The 21622-nt window shown below is 69.3% G+C and carries 20 protein-coding genes; 13 read left to right on the forward strand and 7 right to left on the reverse strand.

The window, feature by feature from the left end; translation table 11 throughout:
• Positions 1 to 307 precede the first annotated feature (307 nt).
• From LMA02_RS22550 to LMA02_RS22565, 4 genes are all read left to right on the forward strand, one after another.
• Positions 308 to 781 carry a universal stress protein gene (locus tag LMA02_RS22550; RefSeq protein ID WP_228909881.1) on the forward strand — a complete coding sequence of 158 codons (474 nt, stop codon included), beginning with the start codon at positions 308 to 310 and terminating at the stop codon, positions 779 to 781.
• A gap of 364 nt (positions 782 to 1145) precedes the next feature.
• Complete coding sequence (locus LMA02_RS22555) at positions 1146 to 1652, forward strand: cupin domain-containing protein (protein ID WP_011658785.1); 507 nt, start codon at positions 1146 to 1148, stop codon at positions 1650 to 1652.
• A gap of 166 nt (positions 1653 to 1818) precedes the next feature.
• Positions 1819 to 2847 carry a DedA family protein/thiosulfate sulfurtransferase GlpE gene (locus LMA02_RS22560; RefSeq protein ID WP_228909882.1) on the forward strand — a complete coding sequence of 343 codons (1029 nt, stop codon included), beginning with the start codon at positions 1819 to 1821 and terminating at the stop codon, positions 2845 to 2847.
• 348 nt (positions 2848 to 3195) lie between these two features.
• On the forward strand, positions 3196 to 4131 hold the full coding sequence (locus tag LMA02_RS22565) for a universal stress protein (RefSeq protein ID WP_228909883.1): 936 nt from the start codon (positions 3196 to 3198) through the stop codon (positions 4129 to 4131).
• Between the two features lie 537 nt (positions 4132 to 4668).
• On the opposite strand, the gene LMA02_RS22570 is transcribed toward LMA02_RS22565, so the two are convergent.
• Positions 4669 to 5073 (reverse strand): hypothetical protein, encoded by a 405-nt coding sequence (locus tag LMA02_RS22570; protein WP_228909884.1) that lies wholly within the window; start codon positions 5071 to 5073, stop codon positions 4669 to 4671.
• A gap of 93 nt (positions 5074 to 5166) precedes the next feature.
• A complete protein-coding gene (locus LMA02_RS22575; RefSeq protein WP_228909885.1) occupies positions 5167 to 5565 on the reverse strand; it encodes a hypothetical protein in 399 nt (132 codons plus the stop codon).
• A gap of 98 nt (positions 5566 to 5663) precedes the next feature.
• Here LMA02_RS22575 and LMA02_RS22580 point away from each other — a divergent pair, with 98 nt between their 5' ends.
• A complete protein-coding gene (locus LMA02_RS22580) occupies positions 5664 to 5921 on the forward strand; it encodes a DUF3562 domain-containing protein (RefSeq protein WP_166723881.1) in 258 nt (85 codons plus the stop codon).
• A gap of 242 nt (positions 5922 to 6163) precedes the next feature.
• Positions 6164 to 7963 carry a methyl-accepting chemotaxis protein gene (locus tag LMA02_RS22585; RefSeq protein WP_228909886.1) on the forward strand — a complete coding sequence of 600 codons (1800 nt, stop codon included), beginning with the start codon at positions 6164 to 6166 and terminating at the stop codon, positions 7961 to 7963.
• A gap of 54 nt (positions 7964 to 8017) precedes the next feature.
• Here the strand turns inward: LMA02_RS22585 and LMA02_RS22590 are convergent, their stop codons facing one another.
• Positions 8018 to 9055: a sigma-54 interaction domain-containing protein gene (locus tag LMA02_RS22590; protein ID WP_228909887.1), complete on the reverse strand. Its 1038-nt coding sequence runs from the start codon at positions 9053 to 9055 to the stop codon at positions 8018 to 8020.
• Positions 9056 to 9428: 373 nt separating this feature from the next.
• Between LMA02_RS22590 and LMA02_RS22595 the strand changes: the two genes are divergently transcribed.
• The gene (locus LMA02_RS22595; protein WP_228909888.1) at positions 9429 to 11417 is read left to right on the forward strand and encodes an ATP-binding protein; all 1989 of its coding nucleotides are present in this window, start codon (positions 9429 to 9431) and stop codon (positions 11415 to 11417) included.
• A gap of 125 nt (positions 11418 to 11542) precedes the next feature.
• Positions 11543 to 12187, forward strand: a complete 645-nt coding sequence (locus LMA02_RS22600) for a DUF4142 domain-containing protein (protein WP_228909889.1) — start codon at positions 11543 to 11545, stop codon at positions 12185 to 12187.
• A gap of 28 nt (positions 12188 to 12215) precedes the next feature.
• Here LMA02_RS22600 and LMA02_RS22605 read toward each other — a convergent pair whose 3' ends face one another.
• From LMA02_RS22605 to LMA02_RS22615, 3 genes are all read right to left on the reverse strand, one after another.
• Entirely contained in the window at positions 12216 to 12713 is a 498-nt protein-coding gene (locus LMA02_RS22605) for a PRC-barrel domain-containing protein (protein WP_228909890.1), read from the reverse strand.
• Between the two features lie 67 nt (positions 12714 to 12780).
• Positions 12781 to 13212 carry a CBS domain-containing protein gene (locus tag LMA02_RS22610; protein WP_228909891.1) on the reverse strand — a complete coding sequence of 144 codons (432 nt, stop codon included), beginning with the start codon at positions 13210 to 13212 and terminating at the stop codon, positions 12781 to 12783.
• A 350-nt stretch (positions 13213 to 13562) separates the two neighbouring features.
• Positions 13563 to 13811: a hypothetical protein gene (locus LMA02_RS22615; protein WP_228909892.1), complete on the reverse strand. Its 249-nt coding sequence runs from the start codon at positions 13809 to 13811 to the stop codon at positions 13563 to 13565.
• A 552-nt stretch (positions 13812 to 14363) separates the two neighbouring features.
• Between LMA02_RS22615 and LMA02_RS22620 the strand changes: the two genes are divergently transcribed.
• The 4 genes from LMA02_RS22620 to LMA02_RS22635 all read left to right on the forward strand — a co-directional run bounded on the left by LMA02_RS22620 (position 14364) and on the right by LMA02_RS22635 (position 19860).
• Positions 14364 to 14675 (forward strand): hypothetical protein, encoded by a 312-nt coding sequence (locus LMA02_RS22620; protein ID WP_006750981.1) that lies wholly within the window; start codon positions 14364 to 14366, stop codon positions 14673 to 14675.
• Positions 14676 to 14882: 207 nt separating this feature from the next.
• The gene (locus tag LMA02_RS22625) at positions 14883 to 15761 is read left to right on the forward strand and encodes a MipA/OmpV family protein (protein ID WP_166723888.1); all 879 of its coding nucleotides are present in this window, start codon (positions 14883 to 14885) and stop codon (positions 15759 to 15761) included.
• A 107-nt stretch (positions 15762 to 15868) separates the two neighbouring features.
• Positions 15869 to 17563 carry a VRR-NUC domain-containing protein gene (locus LMA02_RS22630; protein ID WP_228909893.1) on the forward strand — a complete coding sequence of 565 codons (1695 nt, stop codon included), beginning with the start codon at positions 15869 to 15871 and terminating at the stop codon, positions 17561 to 17563.
• Positions 17560 to 19860, forward strand: a complete 2301-nt coding sequence (locus LMA02_RS22635; RefSeq protein ID WP_228909894.1) for an ATP-dependent DNA helicase — start codon at positions 17560 to 17562, stop codon at positions 19858 to 19860. Before LMA02_RS22630 ends, LMA02_RS22635 begins: the two co-directional genes overlap by 4 nt.
• 41 nt (positions 19861 to 19901) lie before the next feature.
• Here the strand turns inward: LMA02_RS22635 and LMA02_RS22640 are convergent, their stop codons facing one another.
• Positions 19902 to 20672 (reverse strand): IclR family transcriptional regulator domain-containing protein, encoded by a 771-nt coding sequence (locus LMA02_RS22640; protein ID WP_006759962.1) that lies wholly within the window; start codon positions 20670 to 20672, stop codon positions 19902 to 19904.
• A 258-nt stretch (positions 20673 to 20930) separates the two neighbouring features.
• Between LMA02_RS22640 and LMA02_RS22645 the strand changes: the two genes are divergently transcribed.
• Positions 20931 to 21542: a hypothetical protein gene (locus LMA02_RS22645; protein WP_228909895.1), complete on the forward strand. Its 612-nt coding sequence runs from the start codon at positions 20931 to 20933 to the stop codon at positions 21540 to 21542.
• Positions 21543 to 21622 lie beyond the last annotated feature (80 nt).

The raw sequence follows: 21622 nt of genomic DNA on the forward strand, positions 1-21622 counted from the left end.
TGGTGTCGGGGCCGCCCGTGGCGCTCGAGCGGTGCGGCAAAAGCGGGAAAAACTCGCACCGGCCACGTGCGACGTTTGTTTTCAAGCTGAAATTGTGCGCGTTTTATACGTTTTTTGTAATAGGGTCAGCTAAAAACGCGATAGCCGGGCGGTGCAGCGGGCGTTCCGGCGGCGTTTGACGCGCGTCAACGGGCGCGTCGGCATGTGGGGGCAGACTGTTCGGCAGACGAGCCGGCATCGGGTCGGCTCGCGGTGACGGGCGCGTCGTTGCGCGATGCGCGGCGCGTGCCCGGTCGGAGGGCGGACCATGTACAAGCGGATTTTCGTCGGGCTCGACGGCGGCCCGAGTGCGCGTCTCGCGCTGAACGAGGCGATCCGGATCGCGGTGGCATCCGGCGGCGAGGTGACGTGCGCGTATGTCGTCGAGCATCGGCCGCAGCTCGTCGACGTCGATGCGGGTTTTGCGGCCGAACGTGACCGCGACGCGGCGGCGACCGCTGCGGCGACGCCCGTGCTCGACGACGCGAGAGCGGCGCTCGCGCAGCAGCATGTGCCGGGCACCGTGCGCGCGCTCGACGCGTACGGCGAGGACATCGCCACGGTGCTGATGCGCACGGCGGCCGAGACCGGTGCCGATCTGATCGTGATGGGGACGAGCGGGCGGCACGGCTTGCGCCGGCTGCTGCTCGGGAGTGTCGCGGAATCGCTGCTGCGCTCGGCCGACCGGCCGGTGCTGCTGGTGCGGCACGACGAGCCGGCCGTGGTGGCCACCGCGCGATGACGGTGGTGCGGCGCTGAGGTGCTGACGCGCGAGCGGCGGCGGGCAGGGGGCTGCCGCGCGGATGACGGCGTGAGGGCGTGACGTCGTGGTCGGTCGCGTGTCCGGCACATCGATCAACGGGCCGTGCATGCGCGGCCACGCAGGGGCGAGATCGCATCGCCCCGGTTGCATCGTGACCGGCACTTCTGGCAGCATCGACCGGTGTCCGCTTCATCGTCGCGCGGGTTCCGCGCGCGATCCAGTCGTCGCGTGCATGGCCGCGGCGACCGACGCAGCGGCACGCGACGGTGCGGGAGATTGCATGTGCGATCGGCCGCGCGGTGCGTCGCGTGCCCGGTTTCCTACCTTACCGACGTCATCCGCCATGCCGATTTCCGCCGCTGACCTGATTCACCAGTTCGATCTTCAGCCGCATCCCGAGGGCGGCTATTTCCGGGAAACCTACCGCGCGGCCGATACCGTCGTGCGTCCTGCCGACGGCGCGCCGCGCGCGGCGTCGACCGCGATCTACTACCTGTTGTGCGACGGCGCGTATTCGTCGTGGCACCGGATCCGTTCCGACGAGGTCTGGCATTTCTACGCGGGCGATCCGCTCGAAGTGTGGGTGCTCGACGAGCACGACGGCCTGACGATCCATCGGCTCGGCAACCCGCTCACGCATCCGGGCACCGTGTTCCAGGCCGTCGTGCCGGCCGGACGCTGGTTCGGCGCGCGCTGCGCATCGCCGGAGCACGTGGCGCTCGTCGGCTGCACGGTCGCGCCGGGGTTCGAGTTCGCGGAATTCGAGCTCGCGGACGCGACGGCGCTGGCCGCCGCGTTTCCCGAATACGCGGAATACGTCGCGGGGCTCGCGCAGCGCCCTGACGCATGAGCGTGCCGGCTGCCGCCGACGGCAGCCGTTCCGCGCGGTCCCGGCCAAACCCGTTTAGAATGCAACGTGGTGCAGGATCGGCCGCGGACCTGCCGCGGCGATCGCTGCCAGCCGTATCGACGGCCGCCTCCGTCGCACGGTCCGCATGTCTTCCAGGAGCGCCGCCGTGTGGCACTTTCCCATTGCAATTCCCTCGTCGCTCGGCCCGTGGGCCGTGTTCGCGAGCGTATTGATCACGCAACTCGGCGTGCCGGTGCCGGCCGTGCCGATGCTGATTCTCGGCGGTACGATGGCGGCGATGGGGCAGGCGTCCTGGACGAGCATGTTCGTGGCGGCGATCGGCGCGACGATGCTCGCCGATTCACTGTGGTTCTTCATGGGCCGCACGCGCGGGCGGCGCTTGCTGAACGGGCTCGTGCGCTTCTCGCTGTCGCTCGACACGACGCTGCGCTTCGCGCGTAATGTATTCGAAAGATACGGCGCGCCGCTGCTCGTTCTCTCCAAATTCCTGCCGGGCCTCGGCCTCGTGTCGGCGCCGCTGCTCGGCACGACCGCGATCGGCGTCGGCGTGTTCCTGTTCTGGGATCTGGCCGGCGCGTCGTTGTGGGCCGCGTTCTGGCTCATCGGCGGTGCGGCCGTGCATGACCAGATCGTCCAGTTCGTGCTGTGGGTGCGCGCGAGCGGCGGCACGATCCTCGACGCGTTCCTCGCGATCTTCATCACGTTCCTGCTGTACCGCTGGGTGCGCCGCGTGCAATTCCGCCGCTACCTCGCGCAGGTGCGCATCTCGCCGCCGCAGCTCGTCGAGATGATGACGTCGAGCGAACCGCCGCTGATCTTCGATGCGCGGCCGCGCGCGATTCGCGAGCGGGAGCCGTACCGGATCGCCGGTGCGGTGCCGGTCGATCTCGATTCGCCGGACCTGCTCGATCCGGAGCTGCTGAAGCGGCCGATCGTCGTGTATTGCGTGTGCCCGAACGAGGCGACCGCGAAGCGTCTGATCGCGAAGATGCAGCGCAAGAAGATGCTCCACAACATCAGGGCGCTGAAGGGCGGCCTCGATGCATGGGAGAAGCACGGTTATCCGGTCGAGCCGATGCCGGCCGATGCCGATGCGTCGCGGTATTTCGTGCGGCCGACCCACGGCGCCCCGCTCGAGGGCGAATATACGGTGCGGGCGACGTTGTCGAAATGAATCGTGCGCGCCATGCCGCGCACGTTCCGATTCCGCCACCGGTTTCGCGCTTCTCGTTCGCGCGAAAATCGGCTGGCGCGAAACCTCTGATCCCGTAAGCGAACCAGCGAAAATCCGCCGCGCCGCGCGCCGTACACGCGCACGCACCGCATCTCGGCCCGCACGCGTATTGATCACGATCATGCACGCGCCGGCCGGACGACATATGCTGTCTGAATCGTTTGTCCGCGCTTCGCGTGGCCATCCGCCGATCCCCGCGACCGCGCCGGCCGTCCGCCCGCCGCGTGCCGCTGCCGCGCGAAGCTCCGGTCGTCGTCCGCGACGACGCGTCCGCAGGAGGCCTTCGCCATGCAAACCACCCCGACCATCCCGCCGCTCGCGCGGATCGCGCTGGCTGTCGATCTGACGCCCGAGTCGCTGTCCGCCGCGCGCTATACGCGAACGCTGCTGCGTCCCGGCATGCAGGTGCGCATCGTCTGCGCGATCGACAATCCGCGTCTCGTGCTGCCCGACATCCCGCGCGTCGACGCGCTGCTGACATCGGCGCGCGAGGAGATGATGCACGAAGCGCAGGCGACGCTCGAACGGATCGGCGCGCTGTTCGCCGGCAGCGGCGTGGTCATCGAGCAGGTGATCCTCGATACGTCGGTCATGGGCGGTACGGTGGCCGATGCACTCGCGAACGACACGTCGGGATGGCAGGCCGACGTGCTCGTGGTCGGCGCGAATCCGCACCACGGGCTGCTGCGGCTCGTCGAAGGCGCGATGTCCGACACGCTGGCCGCGCGCGCACGCTGCGCGCTGCTGATCGTGCCGGCCGACTATGCGCGGCCGGCGGACGGGCCGCTGCAGCGCCTGATGTTCGCGGTCGACGGCAGCGAGCCGTCGCTGCACGCGGTGCGCGTCGGGCTCGGCTTCGCGGTGCCGACGACGCTGCTGTACGCGGCCTATGTCGTCGATCGCGCGGTTCGTCTGACGGATCTCGTGCCGGTGCGCGCGCTCGAGGACGCGTATCGCGCGGAAGGCGAGGATGCGCTGGCGCGGATCGGCCCGCTGTTCCACGCCACGGGGAATCCGACCAAGCGCGGCGTCGTCGAAACCCGTCCGACCAGCGACGACGTCGCCCATGCGCTGATGCGCGACGCGGTGCACTGGCGTGCGGAATTGCTGGTGGTCGGCACGCACGGCCGGCGCGGCATCGCCGCCTGGCTGATCGGCAGCGTCGCGCGCCGGGTCGCGCATCTCGCGCAGGTGCCGGTGCTGCTCGTGCGTGGCGACGCGTGACGATCGCGATGCGATGGAGGCGAAGCGGGCTTTCGTTGACCTGCATCAGAAACGTCGTGCGCGTCGCGTGAGACAGTGACACGACGTCCGGCGTGGCGGACCGGCTGTCGTCCGTACGTGATGTTGCGATTCGACGCGTGGAGGCTGAACCGCGCGAACGCACGTATGTCCGCGACCGTTGCGATCAACCGATTTCCGGAGCCGTGCCGCGCATCGCGTGGCGCGTGAGCCGATCCAGAACTCTCCGGCACGAGGGTAGGCAGCCGACGGTTGCCTTGGAACGACGGACGGGGTGTACTCACCCCGTCCGCTTCCTGGCCCCGTGCAGACTACTTTCCTCGCAGGTATTGTCTTCGTCGATGTCGCCGGGTGGAACGGCGCGTGGTGGCACGCGATCGCGCGACGGCGGATCGGTGTGAATGTCGGCATGCGATGCGCTGTCGCGCGCGCTCGGGGCGCAGCGCTCGCTGCCGGATGGGTGTTGCTGGCGCCGCAGCCAGCGCGCGGCCCCGTGCCGCGCCTGCTGCGTTCAGGCGCTCATACGTAGCGCGGCGTTCGCTGGTCGTGCCCGCGGCTGCTCATGCGGCATACGCAGCCGCCGCGACGCACGCCATGCAGACGTCCTCGTCCGCCCGGTGCGCGATTGCGCAACCGCGGCCAGCCGGGTCGCGCCTTGCGGCGCGGCTCCGCAACGACCGGTGCGTCGGCGCCGGCCCGCGCGTGCAGGGCAGCGGCGAACCGCTGCAGCGCGAGCACCGACCCCGCGACGCTCTGGTATTTCTCGCGGCCGATCTGCCCGTCGAGCGTCACGAGCAAGCCCGCTTCGCGCGCGAGCGCGAGCAACGCGTCGAGATCCTCGGGCGGCCGGATACCGGCCGGCGTGGCGGGCGCGGACAGCGTGCGACGCCGTCCGTCCCGGGCCTTGAAGTTGCGATGTCTCATGGTTGGTCTCCTGCGCCGGGCCCCGCGTGCCGGCTCAATGGCCGGCTGAGCGATGACCGGATATGAACGTATCGTTCATGACATCAGTATCCGTCACCGATACTGCGCTGCCAATCGGCGCGCGCTGAAGTCGCTGTCAGACATTACGTGCGGCGTATCGGAATCCGCTGACAAGCCGGACCGGCGTTCGGCCGCCGCGGCGCGATCCGCGGGCCGGGCCCGCCATGTGCGGCGCGGCGATGCGGTGCATAAAAACGGAGGAATCGCGGCCGGAACACGTCGCTTGACGCAGGATTTCGACCGGTCTAAGTTGCTCAGTGCATCGGCGTCGCGCGACGGTTTATGTCTGCGCGAGCGGCGGTGTCGCGCCTCGGGGTGGCGTGGCAACCCTTCCAGTCGTTCGCGGGCCATGCGCACCGCGAATCCCGCGCGCGGGCCGATCCAGCCACGGATCGGCGCGGCGGCACGCAACGTGCCGTTGATCGTGCGCAAACACGCTTCGGCGCATCGTACGCCGGGCGGCCGTCCAGTCTTTAATCTTCCGGTAGTGTCTTTTTTCCTTTCGTTCCTCGACCGTCAGGAGCCCGTCGATGTCACAACAGGACAACATGCTTGAAGCCTTGAAAGCCGTCGCCGAACAGCGCGAGATCGGCGACGACCAGTTGCGCACGATGCTCGACGACGAAGTGCGTGCGTTGTCGTCCGATGCCCGCGTGCACGACTACATTCACGTGTTCGCGATTCGTCACCTGCGCGAACGGATGCGCAGACAGGACGAACTCGAGCGCGACACCTCGCCCGGTACGCAGCACAAGGAGCCGGACACGAGTGCCGATCGCCGTCTGTGACGGACGCTGGCCGCAATCCACGCCACTGGCGCTCCCGAGCCGCGGCCAGCCTTCGACCGGCGCACGCGCCTCCCGCAGCGGAAACCGCCGCCCGCGTGCCCACAACACGCTTGCGCGCCGGCGGCGCCTTTCTTCATATGGTTCATTGAATTGCCACAACGGCCTCAAGTAAGCGGCGCGGATGCCGTTTACCCGGTGAATTCGTCCACCGGGCGTTCCCGCTCTCTTACCGAGTCGTTGCCATGTTCTCGTCCATCCGGACCCGCATTCTTGCCGCGTGCGTCGCCATCGTCGTCTTCGCGCTCGTCGCCACCACGCTGATCAACTATTTCATCGCGCACTCGTACAACGAAGACGCGATCGACCGCAACCTGACCTCCGTCGCGAGCGGCCATGTGGTCGGCATCGGCGACTGGGTCGCGACCAAGAGCCGGATGATCGCGTCGCTGCAGGACGCCGCGCTGTCGCCGGATCCGCTGCCGGTGTTCAAGCAGATGGCCGCGGCCGGCGGCTTCACGAACGTGTACGCGGGCTACGCGGACAAGGTGTTTCATTTCTCCGACCCGACCGGCATCCCGCCCGACTACGATCCGACCGGCCGCCCGTGGTACAAGCAGGCCGCACAGGCCGGCAAGCCGGTCGTCACGCCGCCTTACGTCGACGCGGGCACCGGCAACCTGGTCGTCACGTTCGCGGTGCCGATTCTGCGCGACGGCGCGCTGAAGGGCGTCGTCGCAGCCGACGTCGCGATGGACAGCGTGATCGCGAACGTGAAGTCGATCCACCCGACGCCCGCGAGCTTCGGCATGCTGATCGACAGCAGCGGCCACGTCGTCGCGCATCCCGACGCGAAGCTCACGCTGAAGCCGGTCGCCGACCTGTCGGCCGACCTCGGCGGCATGAGCGCCGCGTCGCTGGCTGCGGCCACCGCGCCGGTCGAAGTGCACGTCGGCGGCGACGCGAAGCTGGTGCGCGCGCAGGCCGTGCCGGGCACCGACTGGTATGCGCTGGTGCTGCTCGACAAGTCGGAAGCGACGGCCGGGATGCGCTCGCTGCTGACCGCGTCGCTGATCACGCTGGTCGTGATCGTCGGCGTCGCGTCGCTGATCATCGGCGCGATCACCACGACCGCGTTCCGCCGCCTGTCGCAGGTGCGTCAGGCGATGGCGTCGATCGGCTCGGGCACGGGCGACCTGACGCAGCGCCTGCCGGCCGAAGGCAGCGACGAGGTGGCCGATATCGCGCGCTCGTTCAACAGCTTCGTCGACAAGCTGAACGACGTGATGCGGCAGATCCGCGACGCGAGCGAATCGGTGCGCACGGCCGCGAACGAAATCGCCGCGGGCAACCAGGACCTGTCGTCGCGCACCGAATCGGCGGCGGCGAGCCTCGAGGAAACGGCCGCGTCGATGGAGGAGATCACCGCGACGGTCGGTCAGTCGGCGGCGGCTGCCGGCCAGGCCGACGAACGCGCGGCCGCGGCATCGCGGATCGCGTCGCACGGCGGCGTGGTCGTGTCGGACGTGGTGGCGACGATGGGGAAGATCGAGGAAGCGTCGGGCCGGATCGGCGACATCATCGGCGTGATCGACGGCATCGCGTTCCAGACCAACATCCTCGCGCTGAACGCGGCCGTGGAAGCGGCGCGAGCCGGCGAGCAGGGCCGCGGTTTCGCGGTCGTCGCGCAGGAAGTGCGCAGCCTCGCGCAACGCAGCGCGCAAGCCGCGCGCGAGGTGAAGGTGCTGGTCGAGTCGACGGTGGCGAGCGTGTCGGCCGGGTCGGGGCAGGTGCGCCAGGCCGGCGACACGATGCGCGAGATCGTGTCGAACGTCACCAACGTGACGACGATCATCTCCGAGATCACGCACGCGGCGAACGAGCAGACGCGCGGCATCCAGGAAGTGAACCGCGCGGTCACGCAGCTCGACGAAATGGTGCAGCAGAACGCGGCGCTCGTCGAACAGTCGACCGCCCCCGCGACCGCGCTGCAGACGCAGGCGAACGCGCTCGCGACGACGGTCGGGCAGTTCAAGGTCGCATGACCCGCGCCGGGTGACGCAGGTCGAGTTGCCCGCGCGCCACGCGCGCGGCGATGCTCAGGCGGGGCCGCCGTCGCGCATCAGCGCGAGCCGGTTGTAGAGCGTCTTCAGGCTGATGCCGAGCGCTTTCGCCGCTTGCGGCTTGTTGCCGTCGAAGTGGTCCAGCGTCGCCGCGATGAAGCGCTGCTGCGTGTGGTGAAGCGTGGCGCCGAGCGGCAGCGCCATTGCGTCGTCCGACGTTTGGTCGGGCAGGATCGTCGGCTTCGGCAGCGCGACGTCGATGCCGTCGTCCGCGAGGATGTACGCGCGCTCGATCGTGTTGTGCAGCTCGCGCACGTTGCCGGGCCATGAATACGCGCGCAGCGCGGCGATCGCGGCATCGGTCAGCCGCTTGTGCGAGCGGTGCCGCTCGTTGAGCGCCTCGACGAACTCCTGCGCGATCGTCTCGACGTCGCCGTTGCGCTGGCGCAGCGGCGGCACATACAGCGCGAACGCGGCGAGCCGGTAGAACAGATCCTCGCGCAGCCGGCCGTCTCGCACGGCTTCGGCCGGATTATGGCGGGTCGCCGACACGATGCGCACGTCGAGCGGAATCGCCTCGGTGCCGCCGACGCGCACGATCGTGTTCGATTCGAGCGCCCGCAGCAGCTTCACCTGCAGCGCCGCGGGCATTTCCGCGATCTCGTCGAGGAGCAGCGTGCCGCCGCACGCGGCTTCGAAGAACCCCTCGCGCTGCGCGATCGCGCCGGTGAAACTGCCTTTCTCGTGGCCGAACAATTGCGCTTCGGCGATGTCGGCCGGAATCGCGCCGCAGTTGACGGGCACGAACGGCCCGTCGCGGCGCGCGCTCAGGTCGTGCAGTCGTCGCGCGACAATATCCTTGCCGACCCCGCTTTCACCGGCAATCATCACGCTGGCGCGGGTCGGCGCGATTTTCTCGATACGGCCGAGCAGCGTGCGCATCGCCGTGGAGCGGCCGGACAACTGGCGTGCGTCGGCGCGTTGCTTCGGACGGTTTGCGGTTTCAGCCATAGGCGTGAGCGGGCCGTTTTGAAAATCGGCACCGCGCGTTTCCCTCGTTGCAATATTTATCATCGACAGCGGAACGGCCCAAAAGGTGCCGCGACATAGAAATTTCCAATGTCCGGTGCGATACCCGAAGAAATGTGCGATCGCCGCATCGCGATGCCGGTATGTGGCAGTCGTGCCCGCCAGCGATGCCTTTTTACACCCGCCGAATGAAAAATCGAAAGGCACTTGCAAGCGCGCGTTCGGTGTAAGCCAACGCGGCTGGGGCCGCGCGACAGGGCCGCCACGCATCAAGGCGGTGACGCGGCGATGGCGCGGCACGTCGCAACTGGGCACGCGTGTTGCTGCGCCACGTAGCTCGCCCGGCACGCGTGACGGATGTCGACCGCCGAGGCGGCATGCCGTCGAGCGACGGTTGCCGGGGCGATGCAGGGAAACGATGAGGACCTTTAGCCGTGAGCTGTTTCGGCAGGGCATATGGGTCGTGCTGGCCGTCGGGGTGGCGGCCGTGCTGCAGGCGTGGGCGATACACGTCGTCGGCATGCACGAACCGTTCGCGCCGCTGCCTTTCTACGCCGGTGTCGCGGCTGCAGCCTGGCTGACGTCGTTCGCCGGCGGCGTGGCCGCGTGCGCCGTGAGTGTCGCCGTAATTGGCGGCTTGTGGTGGCGCGATGCGCCGCTGCCCGACCTGCTCTCCCAAGCGGGTGCTTTCGTCGCGATCAGCTTCGTCGAGTGCGTGCTCGTGACGGCCGTCAAGCCGCTGCTCGCCAACGACCGGCTGCGCGGTGCCGAGGATGCGGAAGACGACGCGCGCACGCCGCGCCGCGAACCTGAACCGGTATCCCCCGCGCGCTCCCCCGACGACAGCCTGCTGCGCCGCGTGGTCGATGCATCGCCCGACGCGATCGTCGGCGTCGATGTCGCACGGCGGATCACGAGCTGGAACCCGGCCGCGCGGCGCCTCTTCGGCATCGACGCGGCGGCGGCGATCGGGCACGACGTCACGATGCTGATCGCGCCGCGCTGGCTGCGATTGCATCCCGTTCCCGCGTCGTTCGCGAATGCGGGCGCGCCAGCCGGCCCGCTCGACGTCCTGTGCCTGCGCCGCGACGGCGGCCGCTTCCGCGCGACCTTCACGGCGTCGCCGATCGTCGACGCGCAAGGCAATTGCACCGGCCTGTCGATGACGCTGCGCGAGGCGCGCGAACGTCGTCGCTGCGAGCAGCGCGACCTGCGCTCGTTGCGCGGCGCGCGCGACGCGCGCATGCAGGCCGACGAGTCGAACCGGCTGAAGGACGAACTGCTGGCCACCGTGTCGCATGAACTGCGCACGCCGTTGAACGTGATCTACGGATGGGTCGAGGTGCTGCGCAGCGGCGAGGGGCAGGGCTTCGCGCATCAGGCGATCGACGCGATCGATCGCAGCGCGCGATCGCTGTCGCGGATGGTCGGCGACCTGCTCGACGCATCATCGCTCGCGACGGGCCGCGTGCGGCTCGAACGCACGCCGGTCGACCTCGTGCGCATCGTGCAGGAGGCGGTGCGCGAACTCGGCGAGACCGCGGAGGCGAACGGCCTCGAGCTGTCGACGGAGTGCGCGATGCCCAGCTGCGTGATCGCCGCGGACGGCGAGCGCCTGCGCCAGTTGCTGGCGAACCTGCTGTCGAATGCGATCAAGTTCACGCCGCCGGGCGGCCGCATCAAGGTGTCGTTGAACCCGGCCGGCGCGCGCGTGCGGCTGTCGGTGGCCGATACGGGGCAGGGCATTTCCGCGGAACGGCTGCCGCACCTGTTCGATACGTTCAGCCGGCCGGAAGGCGCGCCCGCGTTGCCGAAACGCGGCCTCGGGCTCGGCCTGTCGATCGTGCGCAACATCGTGCGGCTGCACGGCGGCGAGGTCTCGGCGGCGAGCGAAGGCGCCGGGCGCGGCACGACCGTGACCGTCATGCTGCCGGCGGACCTCGGTGCCGACGATCCGACCGGCCACCCGGTACGGCCGAGCGGGGCGTCGACGGCGGTCGCGCTCGACGGCCGGCGCGTGCTGGTGGTCGACGACGACGCGACGTCGCGCGCCAGCCTCGCGGCAGCGCTCGAAACGCTGGGCGCCCAGGTGTCGACCGCGCAATCGGGACACGACGCGCTCGACGTGGTGGCGCGGCAGCACCCGAGCGTCGTGCTGTCCGATCTCGCGATGCCGGACGGCGACGGTTTCTGGCTGCTCGACCACATTCGCCATTTGCCGGACGGCGGCGGGCGCCTGCCCGTCGTCGCGGTGACCGCGCATGCGGGCACGGCGGACCGGAGCCGCGTGATGGCCGCCGGCTTCGATGCGTATCTATGCAAGCCCGTCGACGTGCCGACGCTGGCCAGCGTGATCGTCGACGTATCGCCGGCCGACGCGGCGGGGGGAGCCGGGCGGCGCCACTGAGCGCATCGAGGGTGCATGGAGCGAAGGTGCGTGGACCGATTTCCTCGCGTCCGCACATCGTCGCGCATGACGGACGGACCGCAGCGTTCGGCCAGATCGATCCGTCGACGGATCCGGAGGTCCGGATGAAAGCGAACGACAGTAACCCGCACCAATTTGCCGTGCTTGCCGGCACCGCATGCATGCTGGTATCGGCCATGCTCGCGGTGCTCGGCGCGCCGGCATTCCTGCCGGCGCATGCGCAGGCGCCGGCAGCATCGTCGATTCATGTCGCGCCGGGCGTCATTCGTCCCGGCGAGACCGCCGACGAGGCGGACATGACGCGGCGGCCGAGCGGCATCGACGCCGAATTCGTCGACAAGGCCGGCATCATCGGCAAGACGGAGTCGCAGGCGAGCGAGCTCGCGCTCGATCGGTCATCGAATCCGCACGTGAAGGCCTTTGCGCGGCGGATGATCGATGATCACGACCGCCTGGCCACGCGATTGCGCCGCCTTGGCGCGCAAAAGGGTGTGCCCGTGCAGGCGCGCATGGTCGTCGATCCGGAGTTGACGGCGCTGCGAACCAAGAACGGCAGCGCATTCGACAAGAGTTATATCGCGCTGGTGGGGCCGAACGCGCACGAGGCCGCGATCAGGCTCTACGAAGCCGAAGCGCGCAACGGGCGCGATCCGCAGCTTCGCGCGTTCGCGGCAAGCGCGCTGCCGACGCTGAAGGCGCATCTGAGCGCCGCGCGCGCGCTCGAGAATTCGATCGCGGCCGCACACTGATCCGCACGGCCGTCCCGCCGCGCGTCGGTCAGTGCCGCGTGTCGCTTTCAGGGCCGCCCGGCGACGCCTCGTAAGGCGGCGCGTCGAGCGGCGTTTCGCCTTCCTCGATCAGCCAGTACGGCGACGCACCGTAGTACGTGTGCAGCGCCTCGGCCCAGGCCGGATCGGCCATCGTCGGCCAGCGGTCCTTCTCGAAGCCAGGGGCTTCGCGCACGCGCTCGGTCGACACGGGCAGCACGAAGCAGTGGCGCTCGGCATCGAGCGTCAGCACGTTCCATGGCACCGCGAGCAGCTTGTCGCCGATCCCGAGAAAGCCGCCCGACGACACGACCGCGTAGGCGATCCGGCCGGAGCGGACGTCGAGCATGATGTTCGTGACCTTGCCGATGTCGTCGCCGTCGATCGTCAGGACGTGATCGCCCTCCAGCGTGCCGGCGGCCATCACGTCCGGCCCCGGCCCGCCGGCCGAACGGCCGCTGTCGCCGACGATGCGCGCCTGCCTGGGCGACGGTCTGTCCGTTGTCATCGCTTTTCTCCTGGTCGAAGCGGCGCGGCGCAGTGGCTCGCGGCCGCGCAGGTAAGGGCCGGCTGCTTCAGCGGCGGCGCGGCAGGGACACGTCCTCGAGCGTATTGGCCAGTTCGTCGCGTGCCGGCCCGCCCGCGCGCGTCGCGATGTCGCCCAGCGACACGATGCCGACGATCTGGTGCTTGGCATCGAGCACCGGCATCCGGTGCAGTTGCAAGTCGGCCATTCGTTGCTGGACATCGCCGACGCCGTCGTCCTCGACACACCACTGCACGGGCGCGGAGGCGACGGCCTTCACCGGGGTGTCGGGCGAATGCCCGTGCGACAGTGCGCGCACCGCGAGGTCGCGGTCCGTCACGATCGCGACGAGCTCGTTGCCGTCGCAGACCGGCAGCACGCCGATGTCGAAGCGCTGCATCAACTGGGCCGCATGGCGAATCGTGTCGGTCGGCGCGACGCATACCACGTCGCGCGACATGATTTCATTGACGCGATACATGAACGCCTCCTTCGTGAGCGAGACGAACCGGGAGCAGAACGCGTGCCTCCTTCAATCGACACGCGTGCGGCCCGCGCGGCCGGGCCACGGAGAAATTTGCCAGTCGGCTTGTACATCTTCCACGGCGGTAGCCGTGGCCGGGCCGCAAGCGACGGCCAGCGACGATCAGTGGCCGACGCCCGTCATCGCAACGATGGCGAGCACCAGCGCGCTCTCGATCGCGGCCAGTGCCGCGACGCCCGCGGCGCCGCTGACTTCGTTCCATGCACGTTCGATGCGGTTCATCACTTCACTCCGGTTGTGCCGGTCCCGCGCTACGCTGCCGCGCAAGGTGGGCCGGGGTGCCGCCGTCAGCCGTGATCGCGGGGCGGTGGTGGGGTGTCGGGCGCGCGACGTTCGCGGTGGCCGGACGGCTTCGCGGGGTCGATACGGGTCGCACCGCCAACGGCGGGCGGATCGCTGGCCGGGAAACTCTCATCGAGCCCTTCGTCGATGCGCTCCTCCGTCTTGTCATCGGACGGCTTGCGCGACGCGGCGCGCAGGACTCTACCAGCAGCCGGAGACACGGCATCGCGGCGGCCGGGGGCATGAGCGGTCATGATCGAACCTCCTTACACGTAACGAAAAGCGCAAGCGCCGTGCCCGTGCGGGGTGAGGCGGCGGGACGCTCGCAGCCTGTTGAGCCGGCCGGACCGGTGGACACCTCGCACCCGCCGCCGGCTGAACCACACACCGTCTACGCGGGGCGCTGGTCGCACGATGCGCGCCGTCCGATTCAGTTCGCGCTCGCGGTGAAGCGCGCCGCCGAAGGGTGCATCGTGTCGCTGCTGATTGGAGCTTAGGACGGATGACGCGCCGCGTGTCGGCAATGATGCGCAGGCACGCTGCTTGCGAACGGTCGCCGCGCCAATCGACACGCGCGAGCCGCCGCGCAGGAGCGACATGAACACGCCATCCATGCTGCACCGTCCCGAACCGACACCCGACGTCGATCCCCACCCGACGCTGCCCGAGCACGACGATCCGGTGGATCCGCCCGTGCCCCTGGGCCCGCCGCATGGCGATCCGCCGTCGCAGCCGCCGCCGATGCGGATGCCGGGCGGGCGCAGCGTAACGCGGCCGGCCGCGCGATCACTGAAAGGAGGACCATCATGGACATTCACGTGCAATCACCGGACAAGCGCGCGATCGCCCAGGTGCTGGGCCGCTATTTCGAGTCGCGCTCATTGCGCTATCACATCGAGGAGTTGCCGGGCGGCGTGCTGCATATCGGTTTTCGCGCCAGCGGCCGCCCGGTCGCCGTCACCGTGTCGTTCGACGATTCCGCCTACGACACCTACACGCACTGGGATGCGAGCCAGAAGCAGCTCGCGCTCGGGCGGCTCGCGGATGGGTTCTCGCGCATGATGTCCAAGCGCAGCCCGGCCGCGCTCGCCGGCGACTACCACGTCGAGCGTTTCTGATTCCGCAACCATCCGCCCGCTCGTGCCGGAAACCGGCAAAGTGCCCGTGCTCAACGGGCGCTTTGCGGGTTCGCTACGCCTCGCGTAGGATGTTCGTTAATTCAGCGCACGCTACGTTCGCGCCGTCAGCTGCCTGCCTTTGCAGCTGGACCAGCGCGACGCGCTTTCCTGCAGGTTCGTTTCGCACAACCGACGGAGACCGCCTTGATGACCGTTGCTCGCCCGTTGCTGTCACCCGCCACCCGCCGGTTCGTGTCCGGCCTGTCGGCCTTCGCCGCGCTCGCGGCCGCCGGCGCCCGCGACGCGTCGGCCCAGACGCCTTCGCCGCTCGGCGAATGGCAATACTCGGCGGGGGTGCCGCTGCAGAAGCTGTTCAATCCGACCGTCCCCACGTGGCAGGTGAGCGTGGGCGCCGCGATGACGCTGCAGCCGCGTTACGCGGGTTCCGACCGCTACCGCGTGATGGGCGGCCCGAATTTCGACGTGCGCTATCGCGACCTGTTCTTCCTGTCGACGGGCGACGGGCTCGGCGCGAACGTGCTGCGCGGGCCGAACTGGCGCGTGAGCCTGTCGGTCGGCTATGACCTCGGGCGCCGCTCGGCCGACGATCTCGACCACCTGAACGGGCTCGACAACATCAACGCGGCGCCGGTGATGAAGCTCGCGGCCGATTACGTGATCTCGAAGGAGTTTCCGCTCGTGCTGCGCGCGGATGTCCGGCGCAGCATCGGCGGCTCGAATGGCTGGGTCGGCGATTTTTCCGCGTACATGCCGATGCCGGGCAGCAACGAGCACTTCTTCTGGTTCGCCGGCCCGACCGTGTCGTTTGCCGATTCACGCTACATGAACGGCTGGTTCGGCGTGAATCAGGGGGCGTCCGCGCGTTCGGGCCTGTCGACCTATTCGCCGGGAGCCGGGATGAAGTCGTTCGGCGCCGGCGTGACGATGGTCTGGTTCGTCAACAAGCACTGGTTCGTGACGGTGGACGGCGCGATCGAGCAGCTCGTCGGCCGCGCAAGGCGCAGCCCGATCACGCAGCAGTCGACGAACGGCGTGTTCGACATGTCGGTGAATTACCAGTTCTGACCGGATTGGCGCCGGCGGGTCGGGCGGGCGGGCGCTGCGGCGTGCGGCATTTTTCGTCACATTTGATATGATTGCTACCTGTACAAACGTACAGTGATCGATCCCCCGTGACGCCTGCATCGCCGACGCCTCCGGCGTTTTACTACCTGACCAATTTCGAACGCGCGCTGGCTTGGCTCGGCGAGCGTTACGACGACCTGCTCGACGCGCACGAACACGCGTTTCTGCGGCAGTTCGCGCAGTTGCCGAAAGCGTCGCGCGCGTTGCTCGTGCGGATGCTGATGCGCAGCGGCTCCGACTTCCGGGCGAGCAAGCTCGTGTACGACGAAATCGGCAGCACGCTCGACGCAGCCGCGCCGCTCGTCGCACTCGGCTGGATCGATCCGGCGCCCGCGCTCACGCTCGACGAGCTGTTCGCGCTGTCCACCAAGGCCGATCTGCTGAAGGCGTTCCCGTCACTCGCCGCGCACGCGGGCGAGCGCAAGCCCGACTGGCTCGAACGGCTGCGGCTCGCGCACGACGTCGCGCAGCCGCTCGACGCGTGGTGCGCGCAGGCCGACGATTGCGTGCTGCGCGTGACGGTCGGCGCGCTATGCGACCGGCTGCGGCTGATGTTCTTCGGCAATCTCCATCAGGACTGGAGCGAATTCGTGCTCGCCGATCTCGGCGTGTTCCAGTACGAAAGCGTGCCGTTCGCGCCGTCCTCGCGTGCGTTCCAGCAGCGCACCGACGTCGATGCGTATCTCGCGCTGCAGACCTGCCGCGAAGCCCTCGACGCCTGGCCCGACGACCTGCCGTTCGACGACCTGCTGCGGGCGATCGACGCGGTCGGCTGCGCGCAGCCGTGGCTCGCGACCCGCCGCTCGAAGCTGCTGTTCACGCTCGGACAAGCCTGCGAGCGGCGCGCCGACTGGGACGCCGCGCTCGACGCGTATGCGCGCAGCGCGTGGCCGGGCAGCCGGCATCGGCGTATTCGCGTGCTCGAACGCTGCGGACGCGATGACGACGCACTCACGCTGGCGCTCGAGGCGCGCGGCGGTTTCGAAAGCGACGAAGAACGCCAGCGCGTCGAGCGGATGCTGCCGCGCCTGCAGCGGCGTCTCGGGCAGCGGGTCGAACGCGCGGGCAGCGCGCCGGACGTGCCGCGGGAAACGCTCGTGCTGGCGCGTCCCGAAGCGTTCGTCAGCGTCGAATTCGCGGTGCGCGACCATCTTGCGCAGCCCCACACGCCGGTTCATTACGTCGAGAACACGCTGATCAATTCACTGTTCGGGCTGCTGTGCTGGGAGCCCGTGTTCGCGGCCGTGCCCGGCGCGTTCTTTCACCCGTTCCAGCGCGGCCCGGCCGACCTGCACGCGCCCGATTTCGCGGTGCGCCGCACGGACGCGTTCGCCGCCTGTTTCGCCCAGCTCGACTCCGGCGCGTACCGCGACACGATCCGCCGGCACCATGCGACGAAGTCGGGGCTGCAATCGCCGTTCGTGTTCTGGGGCGTGCTGACCGACGAACTGCTCGACGAGGCGCTGGCCTGCCTGCCGCCCGAGCACCTGCGGCTGTGGTTCACGCGCCTGCTCGCGGACATCCGCAGCAACCGTTCGGGGCTGCCCGACCTCGTGCGTTTCTGGCCCGGCGAGCGGCGCTATGAGCTGATCGAGGTGAAGGGCCCCGGCGACCGTCTGCAGGACAACCAGACGCGCTGGCTCGCGTACTGCCTTGCCCACGGGATTCCGGTGCGTGTCGTCGATGTCGAATGGGCGGGCACCGACGTCGCGCAGGCCGAGGCAGCGGGGCTGTCCGCATGAGCTATGTCGTCGCCGTGCGGGCGATGTGCGAGTTCACCGCGCGACGCGGCGATCTCGACCTGCGCTTCACGCCCGCGCCGACCGCGCTCGAAGGCATCGCCGGTCACGGCGCGGTCACGTCGAAGCGCGGCGCGCGCTACGAAACCGAGATCGCGCTGACCGGCACGTGGGGCACGCTGACCGTGCGCGGACGCGCGGACGGTTACGACCCGGTCGCGAACCGGCTCGAGGAGATCAAGACCTACCGCGGCAGCCTCGATGCGATGCCGGCCAATCACCGCGCGCTGCACTGGGCGCAGGCGAAGGTCTATGCGCACCTGATGTGCGAGGCACGCGGCCTCGCGGAAATCGACGTCGCGCTCGTGTATTTCGACATCGTGTCCGAGCGCGAGACCGTGCTGACGGAAACACTCAGCGCGGGCGTGCTCGCCGCGTTCTTTGCCGAGCAATGCGCGTGCTTCGTCGGCTGGGCCGAGCGCGAGACCGCGCATCGCGCGGCCCGCGATGCGGCGCTGCGTGCGCTGGCGTTTCCGCATGGGCAATTCCGCAGCGGTCAGCGCGAGCTGGCGGTGTCCGTCTATCGGGCGGCGCGCGACGAACGCTGCCTGATGGCGCAGGCGCCGACCGGCATCGGCAAGACGCTCGGCACGGTATTCCCGCTGCTGAAGGCGTGCGGCGAGGGCGAGCTCGATCACGTGTTTTTCCTGACCGCGAAGACGCCCGGCCGCGCGCTCGCGCTCGAGGCGGCGACGACGCTCGGCGCCGGTACGCCGGCGCTGCCGCTGCGCGTGCTGGAGCTCGTCGCGCGCGACAAGGCGTGCGAGCATCCGGACCGCGCGTGTCACGGCGAATCGTGTCCGCTCGCGCAAGGCTTCTACGATCGGCTGCCGGCCGCGCGCGACGCGGCGATCGGCGCCGGGCTGCTCGATCGCGGCACCGTGCGCGAGGCTGCCCTCGCGCACGACGTCTGTCCGTACTACCTCGCGCAGGAGCTTGCGCGCTGGTCGGACATGGTGATCGGCGACTACAACTACTACTACGACGGCAGCGCGATGCTGCACACGCTCGCGCAGCAGAACCAGTGGCGTGTCGGCGTGCTCGTCGACGAAGCGCACAACCTGCTCGATCGCGCCCGCAGGATGTACAGCGCGTCGCTCGACCCGTTCGCGTTCGAGGCCGCGCGCGAGGCGGCGCCGGCGGCGCTGCGCAAGGCGTTCGACCGGCTCGCGCGCGCATGGGGCACGGTCAATCGCGCACAGGCCGAGCGCTATGCGGCCTATCCGGACATTCCGGGCCCCATCGTGTCGGCGGTGCAGAACCTCGTCGCGGCGATCGGCGAACACCTGACCGATGCGCCGCGCGCGAACGGCGACGCGCTGCTGCGCTTTCATTTCGAGGCGATCCAGTTCGGCGTGCTCGCCGATGCGTTCGACAGCGCGTCGATCTTCGACGCGACGCTGCACGGCGAGCCGCTGCCGCGCCAGTCGGGGCTCGACGGCGTCGCGCCGGCCGGGCGCCGGCGCCGCATCCAGTCGACGCTGTGCGTGCGCAACGTGATTCCGGCCGCCTTTCTCGCGCCGCGCTACGAAGCCGCGCGCGCCACCGTGCTGTTTTCCGGCACGCTGAGTCCGTTTCATTTCTATCGCGACACGCTCGGGTTGCCGGCCGACACGGGCTGGCTCGACGTCGACGGGCCGTTTCGCGCCGAGCAACTGACCGTGCGCGTCGCCAGCCATGTGTCGACCCGCTGGCGCGACCGCGACCGTTCGCTCGAACCGATCGCGGACCTGATCGCCGCGCAGTATGCGACGCGGCCCGGCAACTACCTCGGTTTTCTCAGCAGCTTCGACTATCTCGGTCGCGTCGTCGCGCTGATGCAGACGCGCCATCCGGACGTGCCCGTGTGGGCCCAGGCGCCCGGCATGGCAGAAAGCGAGCGCGACGCGTTTCTCGCGCGCTTCGACGCGGGCGGGCGCGGTGTCGGCTTCGCGGTGCTGGGCGGTGCGTTCTCGGAAGGCGTCGATCTCGTCGGCGAGCGGCTGATCGGCGCGTTCATCGCGACGCTCGGGCTCCCGCAGGTCAACGACGTCAACGAACAGATGCGGCGCGCGATGGATGCGCGTTTCGGCAACGGCTACGACTACATGTATCTGTACCCGGGCTTGCAGAAGGTCGTGCAGGCGGCCGGGCGCGTGATCCGCACCGAGCACGACGAGGGCGTCGTGCATCTGATCGACGATCGTTACCGGCGTCGGGAGGTGCGCGATCTGCTGCCGCGCTGGTGGCGGATCGGGTGACCGTCAGGGGGACGGACGGCGGGCTCGCTTGCCCCGAATCCCTACAGCACGTTGAGCATCGCCAGCGCGGCTTCCTGCAGATGCGGCAGCACGCGCCGCACGGCCGCGTCCGTCGATTCCGTGCCGATCGGCATGTTGGTACTCAGCGCGGCGACGACTTCGCCATGACGGTTCTTCAACGGCACCGCGATGCCGCGCACGCCGACCTGCAGTTGCTGCTCGATGACCGCGAAGCCCGCGTCGCGCGCGTGGTCGACCTGTTCGAGCAGTCGTGCCTTGTTGGTGATCGTGTGCGGCGTGAACGGCGCGAGTTCGGCGTCGGCGAGCCACGCGCGGACGGCCTCCCGATCCGGATGATGCGCGAGCAGCACGACACCGGGTGACGTCAGCGGCGCCGGCACGCGTGCACCGAGCACGAAGCCGGTCGTCATCACGCGCGACACGCCGTTGCGCGCGATGAATACGAGTTCCCAGCCATCGAGCACGCTCACGTACGCCGATTCGTTCAGCGACGCGCTCAGTTGCTGCAGATAGGGCTGGACCGTGCGCGGCAGCCGCGCCGAATCGAAGTACGACCAGCCGACCCGCAGCACGCGCGGCGTGAGGCCGTACAGCTTGCCGTCGGTGTACACGTAGCCGAGCGATTCGAGCGTCAGCAGGTAGCGCCGCGCGGCCGTGCGCGTGAGGCCGGTGCGGGCGGCGGCCTGGGTGGGTGTCATCCGCGCGTGCTGGCTGTCGAACGCTTCCAGGATCGCCAGGCCTTTTTCGAGGCCGGCGATCCAGTCGCGTCGGTCGAGGTCGGTTTTTTTCATCGTGGGCAGCGACGTGTGAGTGCGCGGTGATCGCGCGGGAGTGGGCGATTATCGCGCAAATCGAACCGGCTGCGGGCGCGCCGCCGGGCGCACGGGTTCGAGCTTGCATGATTGGACGCTGGACGCTCGGCCCGAGCGTGGGGAAATGAGCGTCGACAACAACCGATTCGCGCGCCATCTCGTACGCTGCGCCGTATGGGTCGCGCGTGCATGCTTGCAAAGCCGCGCTAGAATCGCCAGCCCGACTGGAACAGAACAATGAAAATTCGCGAATCCGCTTTGGCCGTGCTCGTCGCGGCCGTGCCGCTGCTTGCCGCGGCGAATCCCTCGACCGGCGCGACGCTCCCGAAGCCAACCGTCGACGTGCGTGCATGGCCGCGCATGACGTCGCCGAAATTCGGCTGCTACGTCGAAACGGTGTTCGGCTACCGTGACAGGCGCTTCAATTGCACGCTGAAGAAGTACCGGAACACCGGTGACGCGTGCAGGAACACGAAGGCGTACTACGAAGGCCCTGCGTTCCCCGACCGGCTCGCGACCAGCGTGCATCCGCTCGCGACGAAGGTCGACCTGGACTGGGAGCATGGCGACCTGCAAATGGTCACCGTCACGCTGAAGGGGACGTGGAACGAAGCGGACGTGCGCAACGCGTTCGGGCTGCCGCGTGCAGAGGGGCGCAAGCTGACCGAAGCAGAGTTGCGGACGCAGCCGGACAACCTGATGGACACGAGCGTCCAGTATCCGTCGAGCCCGCTCGATGAAAGCCTGGCGAAGCGCCCGAGCAACCCCGCGCGCGGCACGACGGCCGTGATGCTCTACGGGTTCGACCACATGGGCGCCGGCGACGGCGCCTGCGGGGGAGGCGAGTAACGCGGGAGGGGCGGCCGGCGGTGCCTGCGACCGAATGCGGGGTGCGATACGGCGCTCGCATGACGCGCGCCGTACCGTCA

Source organism: Burkholderia sp. B21-005, from assembly GCF_020843965.1.
Classification (GTDB): Bacteria; Pseudomonadota; Gammaproteobacteria; order Burkholderiales; family Burkholderiaceae; genus Burkholderia; species Burkholderia ambifaria.

Excerpts from the sequence above, each read along its gene's own strand:
- LMA02_RS22550 (WP_228909881.1), top strand. The coding sequence starts at position 308 with ATGTACAAGCGGATTTTCGTCGGGCTCGACGGCGGCCCGAGTGCGCGT.
- LMA02_RS22555 (WP_011658785.1), top strand. The coding sequence starts at position 1,146 with ATGCCGATTTCCGCCGCTGACCTGATTCACCAGTTCGATCTTCAGCCG.
- LMA02_RS22565 (WP_228909883.1), top strand. The coding sequence starts at position 3,196 with ATGCAAACCACCCCGACCATCCCGCCGCTCGCGCGGATCGCGCTGGCT.
- LMA02_RS22570 (WP_228909884.1), bottom strand. The coding sequence starts at position 5,073 with ATGAGACATCGCAACTTCAAGGCCCGGGACGGACGGCGTCGCACGCTG.
- LMA02_RS22580 (WP_166723881.1), top strand. The coding sequence starts at position 5,664 with ATGTCACAACAGGACAACATGCTTGAAGCCTTGAAAGCCGTCGCCGAA.
- LMA02_RS22585 (WP_228909886.1), top strand. The coding sequence starts at position 6,164 with ATGTTCTCGTCCATCCGGACCCGCATTCTTGCCGCGTGCGTCGCCATC.
- LMA02_RS22590 (WP_228909887.1), bottom strand. The coding sequence starts at position 9,055 with ATGATAAATATTGCAACGAGGGAAACGCGCGGTGCCGATTTTCAAAAC.
- LMA02_RS22595 (WP_228909888.1), top strand. The coding sequence starts at position 9,429 with ATGAGGACCTTTAGCCGTGAGCTGTTTCGGCAGGGCATATGGGTCGTG.
- LMA02_RS22600 (WP_228909889.1), top strand. The coding sequence starts at position 11,543 with ATGAAAGCGAACGACAGTAACCCGCACCAATTTGCCGTGCTTGCCGGC.
- LMA02_RS22605 (WP_228909890.1), bottom strand. The coding sequence starts at position 12,713 with ATGACAACGGACAGACCGTCGCCCAGGCAGGCGCGCATCGTCGGCGAC.
- LMA02_RS22610 (WP_228909891.1), bottom strand. The coding sequence starts at position 13,212 with ATGTATCGCGTCAATGAAATCATGTCGCGCGACGTGGTATGCGTCGCG.
- LMA02_RS22615 (WP_228909892.1), bottom strand. The coding sequence starts at position 13,811 with ATGACCGCTCATGCCCCCGGCCGCCGCGATGCCGTGTCTCCGGCTGCT.
- LMA02_RS22620 (WP_006750981.1), top strand. The coding sequence starts at position 14,364 with ATGGACATTCACGTGCAATCACCGGACAAGCGCGCGATCGCCCAGGTG.
- LMA02_RS22625 (WP_166723888.1), top strand. The coding sequence starts at position 14,883 with ATGACCGTTGCTCGCCCGTTGCTGTCACCCGCCACCCGCCGGTTCGTG.
- LMA02_RS22635 (WP_228909894.1), top strand. The coding sequence starts at position 17,560 with ATGAGCTATGTCGTCGCCGTGCGGGCGATGTGCGAGTTCACCGCGCGA.
- LMA02_RS22640 (WP_006759962.1), bottom strand. The coding sequence starts at position 20,672 with ATGAAAAAAACCGACCTCGACCGACGCGACTGGATCGCCGGCCTCGAA.
- LMA02_RS22645 (WP_228909895.1), top strand. The coding sequence starts at position 20,931 with ATGAAAATTCGCGAATCCGCTTTGGCCGTGCTCGTCGCGGCCGTGCCG.